The sequence below is a fragment of the Pseudoalteromonas sp. SWXJ133 genome, from assembly GCF_015864365.1.
In the GTDB taxonomy this organism is placed as follows: Bacteria; Pseudomonadota; Gammaproteobacteria; order Enterobacterales; family Alteromonadaceae; genus Pseudoalteromonas; species Pseudoalteromonas arctica.
On record NZ_JADYXJ010000001.1, the window covers coordinates 258,799 to 281,585 of the forward strand.

A 22,787-nucleotide genomic window follows, 5' to 3' on the forward strand; every position below is an offset into this window, starting at 1 on the left:
TCTGTATTCACTTTTTTATAGTTACTATTAGTTTAAAAAATATAGAGCTTTTATTTTTATCTATAAGTAGCAAATAAATATTTATTAAAACTGTATTGGCTTTGTATTACTGCAATTACAAAACCAGCTTTTCCATCTAAAAAGCCAAGTCGTAAAAAGTAATGGCGAATAAAAGCAAATGTTGCTGAGCTTATTGCTTTTAATATGGACGATTTTTTGCCTTTCCTAATCATTTGATCTGCACCAATATTGGCATAGTTATTTCTTTTATTTATATATGCAAAAATATCTTCGTATTGAAAGTGTAATAAATCAGCCTTTAAGTTAATCAAGTTACAGCTTTTAACTACTACCGATTCGTGTACTAAATTATTATTGTAACTCGTTGTGTTTTTATTGTAGATACGAGAAATACAACTTGGATACCACCCACTATGACGAATAAATTGACCACAAAAGTGCGTTAATCTATTAAGTACTAGTACGTCTTTCTCTTTACATTTAGCAAGATTATCTCGTATCTCAGCACCTAATTCATCACTAACAACTTCGTCACAATCAATTGCAAAAATCCAGTCGTTACTTGCTAAAGCTTCTGCTCTTTGGCGTTGCTCACCAAACCCTTTCCAGTCGGCACGAATGAATACTTTATCTGTGTATTTTTTAGCTATTGCCAATGTTTCATCTGTACTGCCTGAATCAAGTACAATAATTTCATCAGCCCACTTTACCGACTCTAAGCATCGTTCAAGTGTACTTTCTTCATTTTTACAAATAATACAAACAGATAATTTCACGGACTTTCCTTTTATTAATTAACATAGCGCCATCATTATAAACTGATTAGATAGCTAAATAATGCAATTGTTGAATTTTTACTGATTTTAAATCTAACAAACCTATTTTTTGCAAAAAAACAGTGAAACCTATACGTAATTTAATCGCATTAAAAATTCATAACGGCTAAACCACAACTCAATTATTCCCGTTAATCACACGCTTAATTCCGATCATTCAATATTTAACTTTTATTGGTATAGTCTTTATGATTAGTTAAAAAATAGATTAAATAACATGAAGATATTATTGATATTGCCACTATTTATTACGTGTAACATAAATGCAGCTGAAGTAGTCATACATAATCTTAGCTCGCTCTCAAGTAATGCTCAAAATACAGTGTCTACATGGGTTAATCAAAGTGTTGAAAAAACACAAAATACACTGGGACCTTTAAAACAAGCTACATTGCCTATTTATTTAAAACCGCAATACTTTGCTTTTGAGCCTGTACCTTGGGCTACAGTTAAGCGCAATAACCCCGATGGGCTTGAACTACATATAGATCGCTACGCCAGTTTAAATGCATTAACTAAAGATTAGACGCTATACCATGAACTTTCGCATATATATTTGCCGCTACTTCCCTACTCCGGTTTTTGGCTAAGCGAAGGTTTTGCCAGTTACATGCAAAACGTAATAATGCGTGACAGCGGTATAATTACCCAGCCGCAATTTGTACAACGTTTAAATGCAGGATTTGATCGTGCCCGCCTGCAAACTAAAACTAAAACACAGCCACTTAATAAGCTCTCTGCCGATATGTGGAAACAACGAGCCCAGCAACGTGTTTATTGGACGGGTGCGGCTTTTTTTGCACAGGCCGATTTGAAGCTACAAAAACAAGGTTTATCTGTCGCGGGTATAATAAAACAGTATCAAGTATGCTGTAGACCCGCTCGCTCTAGTGCTAAAACCTTTATAAAAGAGTTAGATAAGCTATCCGGTAGTAGCGTTTTTACAACGCTGTATGCAAAATATAATACCCGCACCGATTTTCCTGATATTAGTAAAGAGCAGCTAAACACGCTTTAACGGCTGCTCTGTTTTATATAGTTACTATATTCAACAAGCCCTTGCGCGTTAAAATTGGTTGAGTACTCGTTCATAAAACCATGCAAAAAATTGGTTTTATAGCACTTAACATTCGCTTTGGTGCTTAAAGCTTTAATAACTTCATCAACATTAAAGTGACTCTCACTTGCTGGAAATATGAACTCACAGGGTACTTTTGCGCTTAAATTTAAATTATGTCTAATTTGCGACGGGTAAAAGCCAATTAACTTTTTAAGGTGTGTATTGCCTGTTAATAACTGTGCCCGCCATGCTGCACTTGCCCCTGCACTAAAAGCAATACACGTCGTTGGCAATTTTAAACTCTCAAAGCATTTTTGAACTTTGTCGGTGTATTTATCATGGCCACACTGCTGTATAAAATTGTTGTAACTATCTTGTTCACTTTCAATAGCTTGAAACTTGTTATTGTAAGGGTCAACAATCACTAAATTTGAACTAATTGCCTGTGATAACCTCCTTAAAGCAGGGGTTAAACCATAAATATCACTCACTATTAGGTAATTCATACTTATCCTTTGGTAACTAAAAATGGGCTTTGTAAGCAGTTGATAAGATTTATTATAAATATTTTTACAAAAATAGCTTGCGCACAATTTATATATAAGTTACCTTCCCTCTCTGGTTTAAAGAAACCGCCGCGGTTAACCATTTACCCTGATCCAGTAAGCCCCGCAAAACGTATATTTGAAAGCTAAGTTATTGTACGGCGAGAACCCCTTGAATAATACCGAGATGATTTTTTACTATCATCGCAAAAGTGTCATAAAGATCGTCAACACTGTAATGAAGCTAAACACAACATCGTTAATTTATTAACTGCAATTTGCTATAAAAATATAGCGCAGAATAAATAACAAGAATAAAGTGAGTTTTATTATGTCTTATAAATATAATGGGTCTATGATCCAAATCGCACATCCAGTGCAATCAATTTCAGTAAACAAACATCGTGTAATCTTTAGTGATACACAAGGTTTAAAAAATGCATTGTTTCAAAAAGCGAGTGATGCACGCCAGTTTGTTAAGTGGCTAAAAGCTAACTAAGCAACACATAACTTTAATTGCCTTTTTATTATTGCAATTATTGATAAGATATTATGCCAGCCTTGTTGCTGGCATTTTACTTTTTAGCTCTTTATTGGTTACAATAGTTTTACAATAATAATTACTGGCAGCTGTTGTAATGCTCCGTATATTTTTAACTTTCTTACTTTTTTTCTGTCTGAGTTCAATAGGCAATGCTAGAACCATAAACTGGCTAGCGCACGACTTTGCACCCTATTATATTTTAAATGGTCAATATCAACACCAAGGCCGTGACGAAAGCATAATTTCATTACTTGAAAAACAACTTCCTAATATTACCTTTAACCGCATGCTTATCCCTTCAGGTAAAGTAATCCAAGAGCTATCTAATACTTCAAATAATGTTTGTGCGTTATCGCTTTATAAAAATGATTACAGAAAAGAGCATATTTATTTTACAGACGAAAGCTCAACAACGGGCCTCTCGCCTTCAATAGCAATGCACAAAAGACTCGCGATAGCCTAGCGAGCCTCACATATATGCTTAACCTAAAACGAATTGATATTTTGCTGGGTTACCCAAGCGAGCATTACTATTTAGCTAAATCAATGCACTTTGAAGAAAACTTAACGCAGCGTCCATTAACCGAATCACCCGCGTTAAGTTATGGTTTTATTGGCTGTACTAAAAACGAGCAAGGCGCAGAAGACATTGCTATTCTTAATGAGCAGCTCAAAGTTATTAAAAAAACGCAGGCTTATAATGATTTACTCATGCGCTGGTTACCCGAGCATTTAAGGCCGCTATTACAGTCACGTATTAATAGCGCAAAATAAGCAAATTCGAAGTCGCTTAATTTGAGTTTCTGTTAAGCAAAAAAACGCCACAGTAAGTGGCGTTTTTATATTTAATAATGGTATTACTGACGAACGCCTTCTATTGATAAAATAATATCAACATGAGTAGATGCAGGTCCTAAGTTGTAATCAATACCGTAGTCGGTAAGTTTAAGGCTGGTTTCGCCCTCAAAACCTACGCGGTAGCCGCCCCACGGATCTTTACCTTCGCCCACTTTATCTATTTCAAAGGTAATAGTGTTAGTTACGCCGTGCAGCGTAAACTCACCGGTTACATCAGCCTCTTCGCCGTCTTCATCAAATTTAATACTCGTGCTTTTAAATGTCGCTTTTGGGTATTTATCTACATTTAAAAAATCTTTACCATGTAAATGCTTATCGCGCTCTGCATGGTTAGAGTCAAGACTTGTGATATCAATGTTTACCATAATTTTTGACGCATCAGGGTTTTTAGCATCGTAACTAAATGTGCCGTCAAAAGTATTAAAACGACCATATAACCAGCTGTAACCTAAGTGTTTAATTTTAAAATTAACAGATGCGTGCCCACCTTTTGTATCAATTACATAATCAGCTGCATTGGCGACTGTTGCCGATAACATCATTGCAGCCGAAACGGCTGTGCTTACTAATAATTTTTTCATTTTAATCATCCTTTAATGGTTTGATCATTCTAATTAAGGTTTTATCTTTATCGATAAAGTGATGTTTTAACGCCCCTAGTGCATGCAATACTGCAAACCCGATTAATGTGCACGCGCCATAATAATGTACTTTTCCTGCAATATCGGCTTGGTCATCAAAAGCAAAATCAAGCGCTGATACGTTAAATAAGGTAAACACTTCTATTGGACGTCCGTCTGCGGTTGATATTAAATACCCAGCAACAACAATAACGGCCAAAATAATATACATAGCAATATGCGCAGTATGTGCTAATTGGTTCATGCCTTTACTCTCACCTAATGGTTTAGGTTGTGTAGATAAAGCACGCCATAAAATTCTAAATAAAAATACGGCCACAAGCGTAATACCAATACTCTTATGTAAATCGAGTGAACCTTTATACCAGCTATCGTAATAAGTAAGCTCAACCATATATAAACCTAAACCAAACAGGCCAAAAATAGTCAGCGCCATGAGCCAATGTAAAATAATGGCGACAAGTCCGTAGGATGAAGGTGTATTTTTAAACATGTGTAACTTCCTATAATGCTATGACGTTACAATATAGTGCACAGCCATAAATGAAAATAACATTTACAAACACTTTACGTGCGTATACGCACAGAACTTTATTATTTAAAGTCAGTTTTGCAAATAATAAAGTTCTGCTTGTATATGGAGTCTATTTAACGTTAAGAAAATTACGCTAGAACTAGGCAGAAATTTTTGTATCTAGTTGTTCTCGGCAATTGCTCCCTGCATTGCTCTACCTCCTACCTCCTACCTCCTGCATCCATGCAGTCGTAAATAAAAAATTTTAACAACGTAATAGTGCAATTTAATTCGTTAAATTGCTCAAATATTCATGCAGGTTGGTATGAGATGATTAAACAGATAGTTTTATAGGGTAGATTGTTCGCTTAAGCTGACATAAATTAAGCTCTCAGGGCTTACTTGCAAACAGGTAACAAGCCCTTCTTTAATAAGCTCAAGCATAGCTATAAAACTAACCACTACACCACTTCGCCCTTCATTTGGGGTAAAAAGCGCATTAAATACCACTGCCGAGTTTGCTTGCGATAGTTGCTGTAATATTTGGCTCATTCTCTCTCGGGTTGAGAGTACTTCGGCAGTAATTTGATGATGCTCAAACGTTTTTGCTCGCGCCATTACATCACTCAGCGCCAGCATTAAGTCTTTAAGTTCAATATCGGGGAGATTTTGACTTGTATCTTCACTTATTGGCATAGCGGCATGCGCTATAAAAATATCACGACCAACACGAGGAATATCGTCGAGGTTTTCGGCGGCTTGTTTAAACAGCTCATACTCTTGCAAACGTTTAATAAGCTCAGCACGAGGATCTTCTTCCTCTTGAAGCTCTTCGTGTACAGGTAATAATAAGCGAGACTTAATTTGCGCAAGTAACGCAGCCATTACTAAATATTCGCCAGCAAGTTCGAGTTGAAACTCGGTCATCATTTCTACATAACTTACGTACTGCTCTGTAATACTAAAAATAGAAAGTTCGAGTACATCAAGCTTATGCTTTTTAATTAAATAGAGCAGTAAATCGAGCGGGCCTTCAAAGGTTTCTAATATTATTTCGAGCGCGTCAGGTGGAATGTATAAATCTTCTGGTTTGTCTACAACCGCTTTACCATGCAAAAAAGCCAGTGGCAGCTTTTGCTGCACTGGCTTTTCACTATTTTTTGTATTTGCAGTGCTTTCGCTCATTACTTATTATTCAAATGGGCTTGTATCACCACAGCCAACACGCAAAATCTTGACTTCATCTTCCGACAAATCGATTACCGTGGTTGCTTGCTCGGCTAAGTGGCCACCGTGAATAATTAAATCAACGTGTTTATCTAAACGCTCTAATATTTCATCAGGATCTGATTCTGTAAACTGCTCACCTGGTAAAATTAAAGAACACGACATTAACGGCTCGCCAAGTTCGGCAAGTAACGCACAGGCTATTGGGTGCTCAATTACACGCATGCCAATGGTTTTTTTCTTGTCGTTTAATAAACGTTTAGGGACTTCTTTTGTGCCTTTAAAAATAAAGGTATAAGGCCCTGGCGTATTATTTTTAATTAATCTAAATAGCTGGTTATCTACGCGTGCATAAGTAGATAACTCCGATAAATCACGACAAACTAGCGTAAAATTATCGTTTTTTTCAATGCCACGAATTCGCTCTATGCGCTCTTTGGCTTGCTTGTTACCAATGTTACAGCCAATTGCATAGCCAGAATCTGTTGGGTAAACAACAACGCCGCCTTGTTTAATAATATCAACGGCTTGACTAATCAATCTCGGTTGCGGATTTTCAGGATGAATGTGAAATAATTGACTCATAATAATGCCCCTTCTTGTCCTTCCCAGGCTTGCCAAACACCTTGGCAGTCTTTCGGTAAGTATAAATTTTTGCCAAGCTCTAAATAGCTTGTCGGAAAATGAAAATCAGACCCTTGCGAGCAAAGTAGCCCGTACTCACGGCTGAGTTCACCTAAAAATTGACGTTCGCTTGGCGCCTGCTGAGGTTGTGCAACTTCCATTGCGTCTCCTCCTACACTTTTAAATTCTACTAATAGCTTGCGTAACCATTTGTTCGACATTTGATAACTACTTGGGTGCGCAAGTACAGCAACTCCACCAGCGGCATGAATAGCCTCAATAGCAGTTTGCATGGTGCACCAACAACTTGGTACATAACCTGTTTTGCCACGACCTAAATACTTTTTAAATACACCGGGAAAGTTTTTTGCTACGCCGCGCTCAATTAATGCACGTGCAAAATGTGCGCGCGTGATTTGCGCGTTTTTTGCAAGCTCTTTAGCCTGCTCATAAATGCCATCAAAACCGTTTTTTGTAAGACGTGCGCCAATTTCTAGCGCGCGCTCTTCTCGCTTTTGCTGCTGAGCAGATAATAAAGAGGTAAGGTCAATATTCTCAATATCAATATTTAAACCAACAATATGAATTTCGAAGCTTTCCCATTTAGTCGACACTTCTGTACCCGTTATTAATGAAAGCGGTAATTTTTCAGCTTCAATAAATTGCTGGGCAGGTTTAATGGCTGCCACAGTGTCGTGATCGGTAATAGCAAACACATCAATATTTTTATCAACAGCGCGATGCAATAATTCTTCAACCGTTAAACGCCCGTCTGAGTGTGTGGTGTGGCTATGTAAATCGTATTTTATCAAAAGAAAACTGCTTAAAATTAAGGGTTAATGGTGTTTATGTAAGTATAACAAGTTTTTTGACTAAATTGTTTTAAATAAACACTTGACACAAAAGCATAAGATACGTTTTACTGTAGCCACTTTCAGACACATTAAGAATTAACAATAATGATCAATTCAAACTTAAACACTATTTGGTGGTGGCACTCGTAATTATCGGGTGATGAATTGTCGTGTCTAACAAAAATTCAAAACCCGCAACTATGCGGGTTTTTTTATAACTAAATTTTACGAAACGTATACGTTAAAAATATTTAATAAATTTTGAGGCAGAAAAACATGAATAACGGTCTTACTCTTACACATCGTTGGTGGTGGCGCCTGATATAGCGGGACGGTAATGATCTGTTTGTAATTTAGATATCGTTATTCAAACCCCGCATTGCTAAAGCATTGCGGGGTTTAATTTTTTGAGGGAATGAGGTTTGATTTTTAGTCATATAACTACCACACCAGGCGAAGTAACAAGCATTACGCAAGTACGCGACTATATAAGTAGTCCACTTGCATTATACGCGGCACTTGATAAGCCTAACTCACTACTGCTTGAATCGGCTGAGATTGATTCTAAAGACAGTGTTAAAAGTTTAATTTTAGTCGACTGTGCCCTGCGCATCGTATGCCAAGGTAAAACAGTTACTATCACTGCTCAATCTAATAATGGGCAACAACTACTTAGCTACTTGCAGGAAAATGTTAAAAGCTGTGATGCCACTTTAGACGGCGCAACGCTTACCCTGTGTTATTTAGACACAAGCGGCGATACTGACGAAGCGAGTAAACTAGTTGCAGATAATGCATTTAGCGCCCTTCGTACTTGTATTAACAGTATTAAAAGCACAACTAACAATCCATTTTCGTTATTTTTAGGCGGTGTATTTGCCTACGATATGGTAGCAAACTTTGAGCAGTTAAGTGATGTACCAGATGGCGAAAATACCTGCCCAGATTACGTATTTTATTTAGCCGAAACCTTAGTTGTTATTGATCATCAAAAACAAACAACCGAACTCATTGGTAATGTATTTAATGGCCCAGACGTACACGCTAACTGCTTTGAAGTAGGTAAAGAACTAGAGCGCTTAAATACGCTGTGCGATAACGCTTCAGAATTTAGTGCGGATATGCAAAGTGGCGAATGTGATGTAAGCGTTGATATTGACGATGACACTTACTGCGAGCAAGTGGTTAAGCTTAAAAAGAATATTGTAGATGGTGATATTTTTCAGGTAGTGCCGTCGCGTACATTTTCACTACCTTGCCCTGACCCTCTGCACGCTTATAGCCAGCTTAAAAAGCAAAATCCAAGTCCGTATATGTTTTATATGCGCGATGAAGACTTTGCTTTATTTGGCGCATCGCCTGAATCAGCACTTAAATACACAGTGCAATCTCAGCAAGTAGAAGTATACCCAATTGCTGGCACTCGCCCACGTGGCAAATTTGCTAATGGGCAAATAAACCCAGACCTAGACAGCCGCATTGAACTTGAACTTAGAAACGATCAAAAAGAGCGCGCCGAGCATTTAATGCTTGTTGATTTAGCGCGTAACGACGTAGCCCGCATTAGTGTTGCTGGTACTCGTTTTGCCAAAGAGCTATTAAAAGTAGACCGCTATTCACAGGTAATGCATTTAGTATCGCGCGTTGTAGGTACTCTTAAACCTGAGCTTGATGCACTACACGCTTACCAAGCATGTATGAACATGGGCACGCTTGTTGGTGCACCAAAAGTGCGTGCTGCTGAGCTTGTTCGTCAAACAGAAGGCAAACGCCGTGGCAGCTATGGCGGCGCTGTAGGTTACTTAACGGGCGATGGCGCAATGGATAGCTGTATTGTTATTCGCTCAGCTTTTGTTAAAAATAATAAAGCATATGTGCAAGCAGGTGCCGGTGTAGTGTTTGACTCAGATCCTATTTCAGAAGCAAACGAAACTCGCGCTAAAGCACAAGCGGTTATCACCGCCATAAAATCTACGTATAAGGCGGTATAAAATGAGTAAAGCGAATCCTATCAAAATCTATTTTTTAGATAACTTTGACTCATTTACATATAACCTTGTTGATGAGCTGACGATGCTTGGCTGCGAACTCGTTGTTTACAGAAACAACATTAGCGCTGAGGTTATCTTTAACAAAATGCGCCAAGAGCAAGGCCAAGTGCTATTAGTACTTTCGCCTGGTCCTGGAACACCAAGCGATGCAGGCTGTTTAATGGAGCTTATTGAGCTCTCTAAAGGTAACTTCCCAATGCTAGGCATTTGTTTAGGCCAACAAGCATTAACCCAAAGCTACGGTGGAGTAATCGGTCACGCGGGTGAAACCGTACATGGTAAGTCTTCAATTATTAATTTAGGCGAGCATCCTGTATTTGATGGTATGGGCAATACAATGCCTGTGGCACGTTACCATTCATTAATGGCAACAAAAGTGCCTGACAATATTGAGGTTATTGCCCAGTACGAAGATATCCCTATGGCTATTTATCATCATGATGACAACGCATTGGGTTACCAGTTTCATCCAGAATCAATACTAACGCCAAACGGCGCAATGCTACTTCAGCAAAGTGTCGCTTACTTAACACGCGCTAAATAAAAGAGGACATTATGAGTACACAACCAGAACAACCCATAAATGTTCAACACGCGATTGAGCAACTAATTACTGGGCAATCATTAAGCTACGCAGACGCCAAAGCGCTGTTTGATGAAATAATGCAAGGTAATATGAGTGAAATCGAGCTAACCGCCCTACTTATAAGCCTTAAAATTAAAGGCGAAGTAAGTGACGAAATTGCAGGCGCGGCAGCCTCAATGCGCGAAAACGCCGTTGCTTTTACCACCAGCAGTACGCAACTTGCCGATAGCTGTGGCACTGGTGGCGATGGTTCAAACACAATTAATATAAGTACAACGGCTGCAATTGTTGCCGCCGCTGCCGGTATTAACATGGTAAAACATGGTAATCGCAGTGTATCGAGTAATTCAGGCTCAGCCGATTTACTTAAAGCGCTGGGCATTAATATAGATATGAGCCCAGAGCAAGCAGCAAAATGTCTTGAGCAAACCAATTTTACCTTTTTGTTTGCACCGCACTATCACAGTGGCGTACGCCATGCGATGGGCGTACGAACATCGCTTAAAACACGCACTATTTTTAATATTTTAGGCCCACTTGCTAACCCTGCAGCACCTGAAGTCCAATTACTCGGCGTGTATAACGAAGCGTTGTGTATGCCAATGGCACAAACACTTAAAACCCTTGGCACAAAGCGCGCTATGATTGTTCACGGCTCGGGCACTGACGAAATAGCCCTACACGGCCCAACAATGGTAGTTGAGCTAAATAATGGCGAGATTACGCAGTACACACTAAACCCAAGCGACTTCGACCTTGCAAACTATTCACTTGAACAACTCGCTGGTGAAGGCCCACAATACAACGCAAATGCAAGCCTCGCTATTTTAAAAGGCAAAGGCACAGATGCACATAATGCGGCCATCGTGGTTAACGTAGCTGCCCTTTTATACCTAACAGGTAAAGCAGAAACGTTAAAAGAAGGGGCAAAACAAGTACAAACATTATTAAGTTCAGGGCAAGCCATGAACACACTAAGTGCAATTATTGAGGTAAGTAATGGCTAATGTATTAGACAAAATTGTTGCTGATAAAAAATTAGAGCTAATTGAGCGTAAAGCTGCGCGTCCGCTTGAAAGCTTTAAGCACCTTGCAGTGCCTACAAGCCGTAGCTTTTATAAAGCACTTGCAGCACCTGGCACACAGTTTATTTTAGAGTGTAAAAAAGCATCGCCTTCAAAAGGGTTAATTAGAGAGCCGTTTGATTTAACCGAAATTACTTCAGTTTATAAAAAATATGCTACCTGCATGAGTGTGTTAACTGATGCTAAATATTTTCAAGGCAGCTTTGACTATCTTGAATTTGTGCGCAGCCAAGTAGAACAACCGCTTATCTGTAAAGACTTTTTTATAGACGAGTACCAAGTGTATATGGCACGTATTTATGGTGGTGACGCTATATTACTGATGCTTTCGGTACTCGATGACGAAAGCTATAAAGCACTGCATGCTGTTGCCGATTCACTTAATATGTCGGTGTTAACCGAAGTAAGTAATGAAGAAGAAGTACACCGCGCACTTGCACTTGATGCACAAATTATTGGTATTAATAACCGCGATTTACGCGATTTAAGCACCGATTTAGCCACTACTGAAAAACTACGAAAGCTTATTCCGGCTGATAAAGTGGTTATTTCGGAATCGGGTATTTACACCCATCAAGACGTAAAACGTTTAGCTCCATTATGCGATGGCTTTTTAATTGGCAGCTCACTTATGAGCGAGCGTGATTTAGAGCAAGCATGTCGCCGTGTTATTTTAGGCGACAATAAAGTATGTGGTTTAACACGTAGCCAAGATGTACTCACGGCATATCAAAATGGTGCTGTTTATGGTGGTTTAATTTTTCATCCTAAATCGCCGCGCTATGTCGATTTAGATTGTGCAAGGGAGCTGAGCCAAAGCGCACCACTTAACTTTGTTGGTGTATTTGTAGACGCCCCCATTGAGCAAGTTGCTCAATACGCAAGTGTGTTAAAATTAGCGGCAGTTCAATTACATGGCCAAGAAAGTGACGATTACATTGCTGACTTGCGTACACAGTTACCAACTAATTGCGAAATTTGGAAAGCCCAAGCAATAAAAGATGCATTGCCAACGCCTGTAAATGGGGTTGATCGACACCTTTACGATACGCACAGCGATACACAAGCTGGCGGTACAGGTATAGTATTTGATTGGTCAGTGCTTGGTAATGCAACTACACCATTTATGCTCGCTGGAGGCTTAAATCCAGACAATATTAAAGATGCGCTTTTTAAAGGTGCCTTAGGCCTTGATTTAAACTCAGGCGTTGAAGAATCTGCGGGTAAAAAGTGCCCTAACAAATTACATAATGCTTTTACAAGCATCAGAAATTATTGAGGTTAAAATGCAAAATCCAGCTTATTTTGGCGAGTTTGGCGGTATGTTTGTACCCGAGTTACTTGTCCCTGCGCTTAAGCAGTTAGAAAACGAATTTAACAAAGCACAAAAAGATCCTGAGTTTCAGGCAGAGCTAAGTAAATTATTAAACGAGTATGCGGGTCGTCCTACCCCACTTACTTTAACGCGCAATTTAGTTAAAAACCCAAAAGTAAAATTGTATCTAAAGCGTGAAGACTTATTACACGGCGGCGCACATAAAACGAACCAAGTACTTGGCCAAGCGTTACTTACTAAGCGTATGGGTAAAAAACAAGTCATTGCTGAAACAGGTGCCGGTCAACACGGCGTTGCAACCGCGCTTGCATGTGCACTACTGGGTTTAAAATGTCGTATTTATATGGGCGCAAAAGACGTTGAACGTCAGCAACCTAACGTATTTAGAATGAAGTTAATGGGCGCAGAAGTCATTCCGGTAACAGCAGGTTCTGGCACATTAAAAGATGCCGTAAATGAAGCGCTGCGTGACTGGTCAGCAAATTACCAAGACGCGCACTACCTACTAGGTACAGCTGCGGGTCCTCACCCATTCCCAACAATTGTACGCGAGTATCAAAAAATTATTGGTGAAGAAGCTAAGCAACAAGTACTTAAAGCAGAAGGTCGTTTACCTGACGCTGTTATTGCCTGTGTTGGTGGTGGTTCAAACGCAATTGGTATGTTTACTGACTTTATTGACGAGCCAGGCGTTAAATTAATTGGTGTTGAGCCTGCTGGTAAAGGTCTTGATACAAATGAGCACGGTGCAACAATTTGTAAAGGCACTAAAGGCATATTACACGGTACTTATACGTATATTATGCAAAATGACGATGGCCAAATTGAAGAGTCTTACTCTGTATCAGCGGGTCTTGATTACCCAGCTGTTGGTCCTCAGCATGCATTTTTACACGAAACTGGTCGCGCTCAATATGTAGCTATTACCGATACAGAAGCGCTTGATGCGTTTCAGTCGCTTGCTAAAAATGAAGGGATTATTCCGGCACTTGAATCAAGCCATGCGTTAGCTTATGCGCTTAAGTACGCAGAGGAGCTAACCGAGGAAAGTGTTATAGTGATTAATTTAAGTGGTCGTGGCGATAAAGATTTAGCACACGTTCACAATGTACTAACTGAAAGAGGTCAGCTATGAGCCAAGTAAAAACGGATCGTTACGGCAAAATGTTTGCAGCGCTTAACGAGCAAAAACAAGGTGCGTTTGTACCATTTGTAACGATTGGCGACCCAGGTAAAGAGCAAAGTATTGCGATTATAAAAAGTCTGATTGACGGCGGCGCTGATGCGCTTGAGCTTGGTATTCCGTTTTCTGACCCAATTGCAGATGGCCCAGTAATTCAAAAAGCTAATATTCGCGCACTCAATGTGCACATTAACACACAAGATTGCTTTGATATTATTAAAGAAATACGTGAGTATAATGCCGATATTCCAATTGGCTTATTATTGTATTCAAACCTTGTGTTTAAGCGCGGTATAGAAGCATTTTATAAAGATGCAAAAGCGGTAGGCGTAGACTCAATTTTAGTGGCTGATGTACCTTTACATGAATCTAAAATGTTTAGAAAGTCAGCTATGGATAACGGTGTAGACCCAATTTTTATTGCAACACCAAATGCAGATGACGACACACTTCGCCAATGCGCCTCTTACGGTCGTGGTTACACGTATTTACTATCGCGCGCAGGTGTTACCGGTACCGATACTAAGGCACAAATGCCTGCGGGTAATATTGTTACTAAATTAAAAGAATACCATGCAGCCCCTGCTCTTTTAGGGTTTGGTATTTCAACGCCAGATGATGTAAAAGCGGCTCTTAATGCAGGTGCAGCCGGTGCTATTTCAGGCTCTGCTGTGGTTAAAATTATTGAAGCTAACCTTAATGATTTACCAACAATGACCGCGCAACTAAAAGCATTTGTAGCCGATATGAAAGCAGCTACATCGCTTTAAGCCATCGCTATAAGCTAACTAGGGCGTGTTTTATACGCATTAAAAAAGGGCATTTAAAATGCCCTTTTTTGTTTTTTAAAATCAAACGCTGTATCAATATCCAAACGTTTTAAAAAAATTAGTGAGCTTGGTGTTTACCCTCTAAAATCTCTTCAATAAATTTAGCATTAAATGCTTCTAAATCGGCGGGACTTCGGCTTGTTACTAAGCCTTTATCTACACATACTTCTTGGTCAACCCAATTAGCGCCTGCATTAATTAAATCGCTTTTAATACTTGGAAAAGAGGTAATGGTACGGTCGCGCAATTTATTAATTTCAGCTAACAACCACGGCGCATGGCAAATAGCAGCAACGGGTTTGTTTTTTTCTGCCCCAAAAAAGCCATCAATAAAGGCTTTAGCATCTTTATCTTGGCGTAAACTGTCTGGGTTAAATAAACCACCAGGAAGCATAAGCGCGTCGTAATCAGCAGGGTCTGCGTTTGTAACTAGTTTATCTACTGTTACTTTATCGCCCCACTTGTCTTCATCCCAGCCCGTAATTTGGCCTTCTTTAATTGATACTATTTCGATGTTTGCACCGGCATCAAGTAATGCGCTGCGTGGAGATAAAAGCTCACTTTGCTCAAACCCATCAGTGGCTAAAATTGCAATTTTTTTGCCTTGTAAACGTGTGCTTGTTTGTAATGTACTCATTGAGATCTCCTTATATTATACCAACCTGCATAAATCTTTGAGCAATTTAACGTCGTTAAATAGACCCCATATATAAGCGGACTGGTATTGTTTAAAAATATGTTCGAAACACACAGTTAAACAGCATAATGCATGCCTATTACAAGCGGTTGAAAATTAAGGAGTAAATTAGAATAGAGTTTATGATGCTATGTAAATTATTTAGAGATTATGAATAATGTACATAAGTGCGAATCGATTTCCAACTCATGTAATTTAACGCCACCAAAAGCGAGGTATAAAACCTCACCTACAACATATACCCGTAGGTGCGAATTTACTTCGGGCTCATGTAACTTATCTATCAATACTGGGTTTAAAGCCTTAAATAAAATTAAAGCAGATCTTTTAACGCTTTAGCCGGTTTAAAAACCGCTTTATTTGCGCCTTCTATTTCAATTGCTGCGCCTGTTTGCGGGTTACGCCCAGTACGCGCTGGATAGTAACTTAGTGCAAACGTACCAAAGCCATTAATTTGAACCTGATCACCCTCAGAGAGCGATTTAGTAATTACTTTTTGCAAGCTTGAAAGTGCCGCTTGAGAATCTTTTTTTGTTAATTCACTTTTGTGTGCAATGGCAGCAACGAGTTCTGCTTTATTCATTTTAGGCTCCTAAATACACGCCAAATCAGTGTTGGTTAAGCGTGGGAATATGATGATATAAAAAATACCAAACCAAATTGGCAATAAAGCCACGCAGGCTAAGGGTTACAGGGCAACAAGTCAACCTTGTAGTTGCTAAGCTTTATGTGGTAAAAAGCCTTTGACTCTTTTTTGTATAATTTAGGTAAGCTATGCACGCATTAATTGAATACATCCCACTTATACTGTTTTTTGCCGTTTTTAAGCTAGTCGATATATATTGGGCTACCGGTTTATTAATGGCCACTACGCTCATTCAAGTTGTTTATAGCTACTTTAAACATGGCTCTGTGCCAACTCGTCAGTGGATATTTTTTGGCATTGCTGCCGTGTTTGGTACGTTAACGCTGGTACTTCATGATGAGCAATACATAAAATGGAAAGCAACGCTGATATACGCAGGTTTGAGTTTAACGTTACTTGTTAGCCGTTATGTACTTAAGAAAAACCTCGTTAAAAAAGCGCTTAGTTCAATACTCGAAAATGCTAATGATACAAAGCAAGCCATTGTTGTCCCAGAACCGTTATGGGATAAGCTTAATTTAATGTGGGTTGTAATTACTGCTGGCATCGCAGCACTAAACATTTATATTGCATATAATTTTTCGCTCGACTTTTGGGTTAACTTTAAAGTGTTTGGTTTAATGGGTATTACCTTTGTGAGTATTTTTGCCACTATTATTGCCTTGTACAAATACCTCCCTAGTGAAGAGGAGCCAGCAAAGTAAGCCCCCTCGTCATAAAAATGTCGTCTTAGCTTGATAGCTTATTAAAAAACAAGTTGAGACGACCTTGAACGCCAATCAATATCGCTGGTTTGAATTTACCCTCATTTTTGTGTTACTGCCCTTGTTGGGTTTTGTATTACGCGAGCATTTAGCTAACTGGCTTATTCCTGCGCTTATTATACTTATGAGTGTGTGTTGTATGTTGCTACTGGGCGATCCCCACTTTAAACGTTTTAGACTCACAAGCCTTGGGCAATTTTCTGCTGTTAAAAAACGTGTTTTTAGCTTCTTTTTTTTAGGTGCGCTGTTCTCTGGTATGTTTTACGGGATTATTCATCAGGGCAACTGGTTTACCCTTCCCCGCAACTCGTTTAATGATTGGCTTTTACTGTTGCTACTCTACCCAATACTGTCGGTTATTCCTCAAGAATTAATATTCAGAACGTATTTTTTTCATCGTTATAAACGCATCATGCCCAAAAAAGCAGTGCGTATTATAGTTAGTGCGAGTGTATTTGCGTTGGCGCATAGTGTGTATGCAAATTGGATTGCAGTAGCCTTAGCCTTTTTAGGTGGCTTACTGTTTGCCTATACCTATGCACAAAGCCGCTCAACCGTCGTGTGTGTTATTGAGCATAGTTTATGGGGGATATGGATGTTCACACTCGGGATTGGCAGCTACCTAGATTCAGGCACTATGAGTTAGTGCTGTTTTGTTATTAATTATGACAATAAAAAAAGCACAAAGCGCATAAGTATTTTGATGCTGTAAATTAATCACAATACTTATGCGATGGCTGTACGATAGTTATTAATGAGGAACTACTGAGGAACTCTTACAACCCCTTCCATTAATACCCGTGCACTTCGGCTCATACTTGCTTTGGTAACTAGCCAGTTGCCAGCATTATTTTTAGCCTCAGCGCCTACTTTTAGCGTGCCCGACGGATGACCAAAGTTCACTTCACTTAATGCGCTGCCACCAGCGGCTATATTAACAAGTGTGCCCTCAATAGCCGCAGCAGTGCCAATAGCAACCGCAGCTGTACCCATCATGGCATGGTGCAGTTTACCCATCGACATAGCGCGTACTAACAAGTTGATATTTGCAGCTTCAATAATTTTACCGCTAGATGCTTTGTAATCTAAAGGTGATGCAACAAACGCAACTTTAGGCGTATGTTGGCGAGCTTGCGCTTCACTAATGTTAGTGATTAAGCCCATTTTAACAGCGCCATAAGCACGAATGGTTTCAAGCTTTTTAAGCGCTGCAACATCGTTATTTATATCGTCTTGCAGCTCTGTGCCGGTATAACCAATATCAGTGGCGTTAATAAATATGGTAGGAATACCTGCATTTATCATTGTTGCTTTTAAAGTACCAACACCCGGTACTTCTAAATCATCAGCTACATTTCCAGTTGGAAATAACGCACCATCGCCATCAGCGGGGTCAATAAATTCAAGTTTTACTTCAGCTGCTGTAAATGTAACACCATCGAGTTCAAAGTCGCCGGTTTCTTGTACTTCGCCATTTGTCATGGGGACATGCACTAATATGCTTTTTTTAATATTAGCCTGCCACACACGCACAATAGCAACACCGTTATCGGGCACTAGGTTTTTATCGACCAAACCATTACTAATGGCAAAAGCACCCACTGCTGAGGTTAAGTTACCGCAGTTTCCGCTCCAATCTACAAAAGGTTTATCTATCGCCACTTGACCAAACAAGTAATCAACATCGTGATCGGCTTGCTCACTTTTACTTAAAATTACAGTTTTACTGGTACTTGATGTAGCGCCGCCCATACCATCCGTTTGTTTGGCGTACGGATCGGGGCTGCCAATAACGCGCAGTAATAAATTATCGCGCGCCTCGCCTGCTATTTGAGCAGGCTTTGGCAAATCAGTTAAATTAAAAAATACACCTTTACTGGTGCCGCCACGCATATAGGTTGCAGGCACTTTAATTTGCGGTTTAAACATAATGCTTGCCCTTATGCAGATTTCGTTGCTTCTAAAAAGTCTTGTGCAAAGCGTTGTAATACACCGCCAGCAGCGTAAATAGAAAGCTCTTCTTGGGTATCTATACGGCATTTCATGGGTATATTTAACACTTCGCCATTTTTACGTGTGATAGATAAATTAAGCGTACAACCAGGCGTTGGCTCGCCTGTTACATCATAACTTTCACTGCCATCAAGTTTTAGCGTTTTACGAGTTGTGCCTGCTTTAAATTCAAGAGGCAATACACCCATACCAACTAAGTTAGTACGATGAATACGCTCAAAGCCCTCAGCTGCTATTACTTCAACGCCTGCAAGTCTTACGCCTTTTGCCGCCCAATCGCGTGACGAACCTTGACCGTAATCGGCACCCGCTACAATAATAAGCGGTTGTTTACGCTCCATGTAGGCTTCGATTGCTTCCCACATACGTGTGTTAGTGCCTTGTGGCTCTATTCGCGCATAAGAACCTTGCTTAACTTCGCCGTTTTCGTCCAGTACCATTTCATTAAGTAGTTTTGGGTTTGCAAAGGTTGCGCGCTGCGCTGTTAAATGATCGCCCCGGTGCGTTGCGTACGAGTTGTAGTCCTCCTCTGGGACGTTCATTTTGGTTAGGTATTCGCCAGCGGCACTGCTTGCCATAATTGCGTTTGATGGTGATAGATGATCGGTTGTAATGTTATCGCCAAGTAAAGCAAGCGCACGCATACCACTCATTGTACGCTCACCCGCAAGCCCACCTTCCCAATAAGGAGGGCGACGAATATACGTACTTTCTGGGCGCCAGTCGTAAAGTGGGTCGTTATCTTCTCCGTAATCTACGGTTAAATTAAACATCGGCTCGTATACTTTTCTAAATTGCTCCGGCTTAACACTTTGCTTAATTACTGCATCAATCTCTTCATCTGATGGCCATAAATCTTTAAGCGTAATATCGTTGCCTTGTTGATCTTGCCCTAGTATCCCTTTTTCAATATCAAAGCGAATAGTACCCGCAATGGCGTAAGCAACAACCAAAGGAGGTGACGCTAAAAATGCTTGCTTAGCATAAGGGTGAATACGCCCATCAAAGTTACGATTGCCCGAAAGCACCGCTGTAGTATATAAATCGCGTTCTATTACTTCTTTTTGAATAACAGGGTCAAGCGCCCCGCTCATACCATTACAGGTAGTACACGCAAAACCAACAATGCCAAAGCCAAGTTGCTCAAGCTCTGTTAGTAGGTTTGCATCTTCAAGGTATGATTGCACTGCTTTTGAGCCCGGTGCTAATGAAGTTTTAACCCAAGGTTTACGCGTTAAGCCTTTTGCATTTGCGTTACGGGCAAGTAGTGCTGCGGCAATTACATTGCGTGGATTACTCGTATTAGTACAGCTAGTAATAGCGGCAATAATACATGCGCCGTCAGGCATTAAGCCTTCTTCATTTTCAACGACACCCGAAATACCTTCTTTAGCTAAATCGCTTGTCGATACACGGCGGTGCGGATTAGATGGACCCGCTATATTGCGCCCCACGCTTGATAAATCAAACTTAAGTACACGCTCGTATTTTGCGGTTTTTAAGCTATCGCTCCAAAGGCCTGCTGTTTTTGCATAGTTTTCTACAAGGGCAATTTGTTCTTCTTCGCGACCTGTTAAACGCAAATAATCTATTGTTTTATCGTCGATATAAAACATGGCGGCAGTTGCGCCAAATTCAGGTGTCATGTTTGAAATGGTTGCTCTGTCGCCAAGTGTAAGCGCGTCTGCACCTTCACCATAAAACTCTAAATAAGTAGATACAACACGTTGCTCACGTAAAAATTCAGTAATGGCTAGCACAATATCGGTTGCGGTAATACCTGGTTGGCGCTTACCTGTTAACTCAACACCTACAATATCGGGCAAGCGAATATAAGAAGCACGGCCAAGCATAACGCTTTCCGCTTCAAGCCCACCTACACCCACAGCAATAACACCAAGCGCATCAACATGTGGCGTGTGACTGTCGGTACCAACTAAGGTATCTGGGAATGCAATGCCATCTCGGTTTTGAATAACCGGCGACATTTTTTCAAGATTAATTTGATGCATAATGCCGTTACCCGGTGGAATAACGTCAATATTTTTAAACGCAGTTTTAGTCCAGTTTATAAAATGAAAACGGTCATCATTTCGTCTGTCTTCGATGGCGCGGTTTTTTTCAAACGCATCAGGATCAAAACCGGCATGCTCTACCGCTAGTGAATGATCAACAATTAGCTGCGTAGGTACTACCGGATTCACTTTTGCGGGGTCGCCGCCTTTGGCTGCAATTGCATCACGAAGCCCAGCTAAATCAACAAGCGCTGTTTGGCCTAAAATATCATGGCAGACCACACGCGCCGGATACCACGGAAAATCTAAATCTTGTTTGCGCTCAATTAGCTGGTTAAGTGCATCGGTTAACATAGCAGGGTCGCATCGGCGTACTAGGTTTTCGGCAAATACACGTGATGAATAAGGTAGCGTGGCGTATGCACCTGGCTTAATTGCATCTACGGCTTCTTGGGTATCGTAATAGTCGACATTTGAGCCCGGTAGAGGTTTACGGTATTGGGTATTATTAATTATGGTCATAATAAGGGTTCGCTAATTTGGTGACGGATGTAATACCAATTTTATGGAGGGTGCAATTGGTATTTTTAAAGAAAGGCTTTAGGTTTGTAGTTGTTTTTATTATATAAAGCATTAAAGCCGTAAAAGGTGAGCCATTGGCTCACCTTAGTTAAAAATAATTAACTTCTTGATTCGATTGGTGTGTAACTACGTGCATCAGGCCCTGTGTAATCGGCACTTGGGCGAATAATACGGTTGTTAGCGCGTTGCTCTTTTACATGTGCAGTCCAACCAGTAACACGGCTCATTACAAATATTGGCGTAAATAACTTAGTCGGAATATCCATAAAGTGATAAGCAGATGCATGGAAAAAATCGGCATTACAAAACAGTTTTTTCTCGCGCCACATAATCTCTTCACAACGAACAGACACAGGATAAAGCACGGTATCACCGACTTCAGTAGCTAGTTTTTCAGACCACTTTTTAATAATTACGTTACGCGGATCCGATTCGCGATAAATCGCGTGACCAAATCCCATTATTTTATCTTTACGTTCAAGCATGCCCATGACTTCTTGTTCAGCGTGTTCAGCGCTTGTAAAGCCTTGAATCATATCCATTGCCGCTTCGTTAGCACCACCATGTAATGGACCACGCAGCGTGCCAATCGCACCAGTTACACAAGAATGAATATCAGAAAGCGTTGATGCACACACACGACCCGCAAATGTAGAAGCATTAAACTCGTGCTCTGCGTATAAAATTAGTGATACGTTCATCACTTGTGCAAATAACTCGCTAGGTGCTTTGTCGTGTAACAGCGTTAAAAAATGTGCGCCAACAGAGTCGTCATCTGTTTGTGTTTCAATGCGTACGCCATCGTGTGTAAAGCGGTACCAGTAACAAATAATACTTGGGAACACAGCAATCATACGGTCGATTGCATCATTAGCTTGGCTAAAATCAAGCTCCATTTCAAGGTTGCCTAACATTGAGCAGCCCGTGCGCATTACATCCATTGGATGCGCGTCTTTAGGAATATTTTCAAGCACGGTTTTAAGCGCATCAGGTAAGCCGCGTAAGCTTTTTAGTTTTGCTTTATATTCTGCCAATTCACTTGTTGTAGGTAACTCTCCGCGTGAAAGTAAAAAAGACACTTCTTCAAACTGCGCTTTTTCAGCAAGTTCGCTAATATCGTAACCACAATACGTTAAACCAGAACCGCTTTGTCCAACAGTACACAATGCTGTTTGACCAGCCACTTGTCCGCGTAAACCCGCGCCGCCTAATGCTTTATCTACCATGTTCTTCTCCTATCTTAAATTTTTGTGTGATTTTATTTTTTTAATAATT

At 40.1% G+C, this 22,787-nt stretch carries 21 protein-coding genes and 2 pseudogenes; 11 read left to right on the forward strand and 12 right to left on the reverse strand.

Features of this window, described 5'->3' with window-relative positions; all coding sequences use genetic code 11:
* Positions 1-56: 56 nt before the first annotated feature.
* The gene (locus I6F40_RS01060; protein WP_166376218.1) at positions 57-797 is read right to left on the reverse strand and encodes a glycosyltransferase family 2 protein; all 741 of its coding nucleotides are present in this window, start codon (positions 795-797) and stop codon (positions 57-59) included.
* Positions 798-1,074: 277 nt separating this feature from the next.
* Between I6F40_RS01060 and I6F40_RS19840 the strand changes: the two are divergent.
* Positions 1,075-1,875: pseudogene (locus tag I6F40_RS19840) on the forward strand (M61 family metallopeptidase).
* Here I6F40_RS19840 and I6F40_RS01070 read toward each other — a convergent pair.
* The gene (locus I6F40_RS01070) at positions 1,872-2,423 is read right to left on the reverse strand and encodes a hypothetical protein (RefSeq protein ID WP_165726104.1); all 552 of its coding nucleotides are present in this window, start codon (positions 2,421-2,423) and stop codon (positions 1,872-1,874) included. The pseudogene I6F40_RS19840 and the gene I6F40_RS01070 sit on opposite strands and share 4 nt — an antisense overlap.
* Positions 2,424-2,793: 370 nt before the next feature.
* Here I6F40_RS01070 and I6F40_RS01075 point away from each other — a divergent pair, with 370 nt between their 5' ends.
* Positions 2,794-2,961 carry a hypothetical protein gene (locus I6F40_RS01075; protein WP_002961566.1) on the forward strand — a complete coding sequence of 56 codons (168 nt, stop codon included), beginning with the start codon at positions 2,794-2,796 and terminating at the stop codon, positions 2,959-2,961.
* A gap of 139 nt (positions 2,962-3,100) precedes the next feature.
* Positions 3,101-3,780, forward strand: a pseudogene (locus I6F40_RS01080) (hypothetical protein).
* Positions 3,781-3,863: 83 nt separating this feature from the next.
* Here I6F40_RS01080 and I6F40_RS01085 read toward each other — a convergent pair.
* The 5 genes from I6F40_RS01085 to rnm form a co-directional block, all read right to left on the reverse strand.
* Entirely contained in the window at positions 3,864-4,445 is a 582-nt protein-coding gene (locus I6F40_RS01085; protein ID WP_166376214.1) for a YceI family protein, read from the reverse strand.
* Position 4,446: 1 nt separating this feature from the next.
* Positions 4,447-4,998: a cytochrome b gene (locus tag I6F40_RS01090; protein ID WP_002961572.1), complete on the reverse strand. Its 552-nt coding sequence runs from the start codon at positions 4,996-4,998 to the stop codon at positions 4,447-4,449.
* Between the two features lie 369 nt (positions 4,999-5,367).
* Entirely contained in the window at positions 5,368-6,204 is an 837-nt protein-coding gene (locus tag I6F40_RS01095; protein ID WP_166376213.1) for a segregation and condensation protein A, read from the reverse strand.
* Positions 6,205-6,210: 6 nt separating this feature from the next.
* On the reverse strand, positions 6,211-6,831 hold the full coding sequence (locus I6F40_RS01100) for an L-threonylcarbamoyladenylate synthase (RefSeq protein WP_166376212.1): 621 nt from the start codon (positions 6,829-6,831) through the stop codon (positions 6,211-6,213).
* Entirely contained in the window at positions 6,828-7,682 is an 855-nt protein-coding gene (rnm, locus tag I6F40_RS01105) for an RNase RNM (protein ID WP_166376211.1), read from the reverse strand. Before rnm ends, I6F40_RS01100 begins: the two co-directional genes overlap by 4 nt.
* Before the next feature lie 464 nt (positions 7,683-8,146).
* Here rnm and I6F40_RS01110 point away from each other — a divergent pair, with 464 nt between their 5' ends.
* Genes I6F40_RS01110 through trpA form a run of 6 tightly spaced genes read left to right on the forward strand, consistent with a single transcriptional unit; the run spans position 8,147 to position 14,735 of the window.
* Entirely contained in the window at positions 8,147-9,715 is a 1,569-nt protein-coding gene (locus tag I6F40_RS01110; protein ID WP_166376210.1) for an anthranilate synthase component 1, read from the forward strand.
* A 1-nt stretch (position 9,716) separates the two neighbouring features.
* Positions 9,717-10,319 carry an aminodeoxychorismate/anthranilate synthase component II gene (locus I6F40_RS01115; RefSeq protein ID WP_169043521.1) on the forward strand — a complete coding sequence of 201 codons (603 nt, stop codon included), beginning with the start codon at positions 9,717-9,719 and terminating at the stop codon, positions 10,317-10,319.
* An 11-nt stretch (positions 10,320-10,330) separates the two neighbouring features.
* Positions 10,331-11,368 (forward strand): anthranilate phosphoribosyltransferase, encoded by a 1,038-nt coding sequence (trpD, locus tag I6F40_RS01120; protein ID WP_197192377.1) that lies wholly within the window; start codon positions 10,331-10,333, stop codon positions 11,366-11,368.
* Positions 11,361-12,725 carry a bifunctional indole-3-glycerol-phosphate synthase TrpC/phosphoribosylanthranilate isomerase TrpF gene (gene trpCF / locus I6F40_RS01125; protein ID WP_166376207.1) on the forward strand — a complete coding sequence of 455 codons (1,365 nt, stop codon included), beginning with the start codon at positions 11,361-11,363 and terminating at the stop codon, positions 12,723-12,725. The genes trpD and trpCF overlap by 8 nt, the downstream gene beginning before the upstream one ends.
* Before the next feature lie 7 nt (positions 12,726-12,732).
* Positions 12,733-13,917, forward strand: coding sequence for a tryptophan synthase subunit beta (trpB, locus tag I6F40_RS01130; RefSeq protein ID WP_166376206.1), 1,185 nt, complete (start codon positions 12,733-12,735; stop codon positions 13,915-13,917).
* A complete protein-coding gene (gene trpA / locus I6F40_RS01135; protein ID WP_166376205.1) occupies positions 13,914-14,735 on the forward strand; it encodes a tryptophan synthase subunit alpha in 822 nt (273 codons plus the stop codon). The genes trpB and trpA overlap by 4 nt, the downstream gene beginning before the upstream one ends.
* A 118-nt stretch (positions 14,736-14,853) precedes the next feature.
* Here the strand turns inward: trpA and I6F40_RS01140 are convergent, their stop codons facing one another.
* Positions 14,854-15,432 (reverse strand): type 1 glutamine amidotransferase domain-containing protein, encoded by a 579-nt coding sequence (locus I6F40_RS01140; protein ID WP_007582489.1) that lies wholly within the window; start codon positions 15,430-15,432, stop codon positions 14,854-14,856.
* Between the two features lie 373 nt (positions 15,433-15,805).
* Entirely contained in the window at positions 15,806-16,075 is a 270-nt protein-coding gene (locus tag I6F40_RS01145; protein WP_007375441.1) for an HU family DNA-binding protein, read from the reverse strand.
* Positions 16,076-16,266: 191 nt separating this feature from the next.
* On the opposite strand from I6F40_RS01145, the gene I6F40_RS01150 reads away from it, so the two are divergent.
* Positions 16,267-16,842 (forward strand): inner membrane-spanning protein YciB, encoded by a 576-nt coding sequence (locus I6F40_RS01150; protein WP_166376204.1) that lies wholly within the window; start codon positions 16,267-16,269, stop codon positions 16,840-16,842.
* A 64-nt stretch (positions 16,843-16,906) separates the two neighbouring features.
* Positions 16,907-17,548 (forward strand): CPBP family intramembrane glutamic endopeptidase, encoded by a 642-nt coding sequence (locus I6F40_RS01155; RefSeq protein ID WP_166376203.1) that lies wholly within the window; start codon positions 16,907-16,909, stop codon positions 17,546-17,548.
* Positions 17,549-17,664: 116 nt separating this feature from the next.
* Here I6F40_RS01155 and prpF read toward each other — a convergent pair whose 3' ends face one another.
* The 3 genes from prpF to prpC all read right to left on the reverse strand — a co-directional run bounded on the left by prpF (position 17,665) and on the right by prpC (position 22,738).
* Positions 17,665-18,831, reverse strand: a complete 1,167-nt coding sequence (gene prpF, locus I6F40_RS01160; RefSeq protein WP_166376202.1) for a 2-methylaconitate cis-trans isomerase PrpF — start codon at positions 18,829-18,831, stop codon at positions 17,665-17,667.
* An 11-nt stretch (positions 18,832-18,842) separates the two neighbouring features.
* Complete coding sequence (gene acnD, locus I6F40_RS01165) at positions 18,843-21,452, reverse strand: Fe/S-dependent 2-methylisocitrate dehydratase AcnD (protein ID WP_197192378.1); 2,610 nt, start codon at positions 21,450-21,452, stop codon at positions 18,843-18,845.
* Between the two features lie 158 nt (positions 21,453-21,610).
* Positions 21,611-22,738 (reverse strand): bifunctional 2-methylcitrate synthase/citrate synthase, encoded by a 1,128-nt coding sequence (prpC, locus tag I6F40_RS01170; RefSeq protein WP_166376200.1) that lies wholly within the window; start codon positions 22,736-22,738, stop codon positions 21,611-21,613.
* Positions 22,739-22,787 lie beyond the last annotated feature (49 nt).

Excerpts from the sequence above, each read along its gene's own strand:
- I6F40_RS01070 (WP_165726104.1), bottom strand. The coding sequence starts at position 2,423 with ATGAATTACCTAATAGTGAGTGATATTTATGGTTTAACCCCTGCTTTA.
- I6F40_RS01075 (WP_002961566.1), top strand. The coding sequence starts at position 2,794 with ATGTCTTATAAATATAATGGGTCTATGATCCAAATCGCACATCCAGTG.
- I6F40_RS01085 (WP_166376214.1), bottom strand. The coding sequence starts at position 4,445 with ATGAAAAAATTATTAGTAAGCACAGCCGTTTCGGCTGCAATGATGTTA.
- I6F40_RS01090 (WP_002961572.1), bottom strand. The coding sequence starts at position 4,998 with ATGTTTAAAAATACACCTTCATCCTACGGACTTGTCGCCATTATTTTA.
- I6F40_RS01095 (WP_166376213.1), bottom strand. The coding sequence starts at position 6,204 with ATGAGCGAAAGCACTGCAAATACAAAAAATAGTGAAAAGCCAGTGCAG.
- I6F40_RS01100 (WP_166376212.1), bottom strand. The coding sequence starts at position 6,831 with ATGAGTCAATTATTTCACATTCATCCTGAAAATCCGCAACCGAGATTG.
- I6F40_RS01115 (WP_169043521.1), top strand. The coding sequence starts at position 9,717 with ATGAGTAAAGCGAATCCTATCAAAATCTATTTTTTAGATAACTTTGAC.
- trpD (WP_197192377.1), top strand. The coding sequence starts at position 10,331 with ATGAGTACACAACCAGAACAACCCATAAATGTTCAACACGCGATTGAG.
- trpCF (WP_166376207.1), top strand. The coding sequence starts at position 11,361 with ATGGCTAATGTATTAGACAAAATTGTTGCTGATAAAAAATTAGAGCTA.
- trpB (WP_166376206.1), top strand. The coding sequence starts at position 12,733 with ATGCAAAATCCAGCTTATTTTGGCGAGTTTGGCGGTATGTTTGTACCC.
- trpA (WP_166376205.1), top strand. The coding sequence starts at position 13,914 with ATGAGCCAAGTAAAAACGGATCGTTACGGCAAAATGTTTGCAGCGCTT.
- I6F40_RS01140 (WP_007582489.1), bottom strand. The coding sequence starts at position 15,432 with ATGAGTACATTACAAACAAGCACACGTTTACAAGGCAAAAAAATTGCA.
- I6F40_RS01145 (WP_007375441.1), bottom strand. The coding sequence starts at position 16,075 with ATGAATAAAGCAGAACTCGTTGCTGCCATTGCACACAAAAGTGAATTA.
- I6F40_RS01150 (WP_166376204.1), top strand. The coding sequence starts at position 16,267 with ATGCACGCATTAATTGAATACATCCCACTTATACTGTTTTTTGCCGTT.
- prpF (WP_166376202.1), bottom strand. The coding sequence starts at position 18,831 with ATGTTTAAACCGCAAATTAAAGTGCCTGCAACCTATATGCGTGGCGGC.
- acnD (WP_197192378.1), bottom strand. The coding sequence starts at position 21,452 with ATGACCATAATTAATAATACCCAATACCGTAAACCTCTACCGGGCTCA.
- prpC (WP_166376200.1), bottom strand. The coding sequence starts at position 22,738 with ATGGTAGATAAAGCATTAGGCGGCGCGGGTTTACGCGGACAAGTGGCT.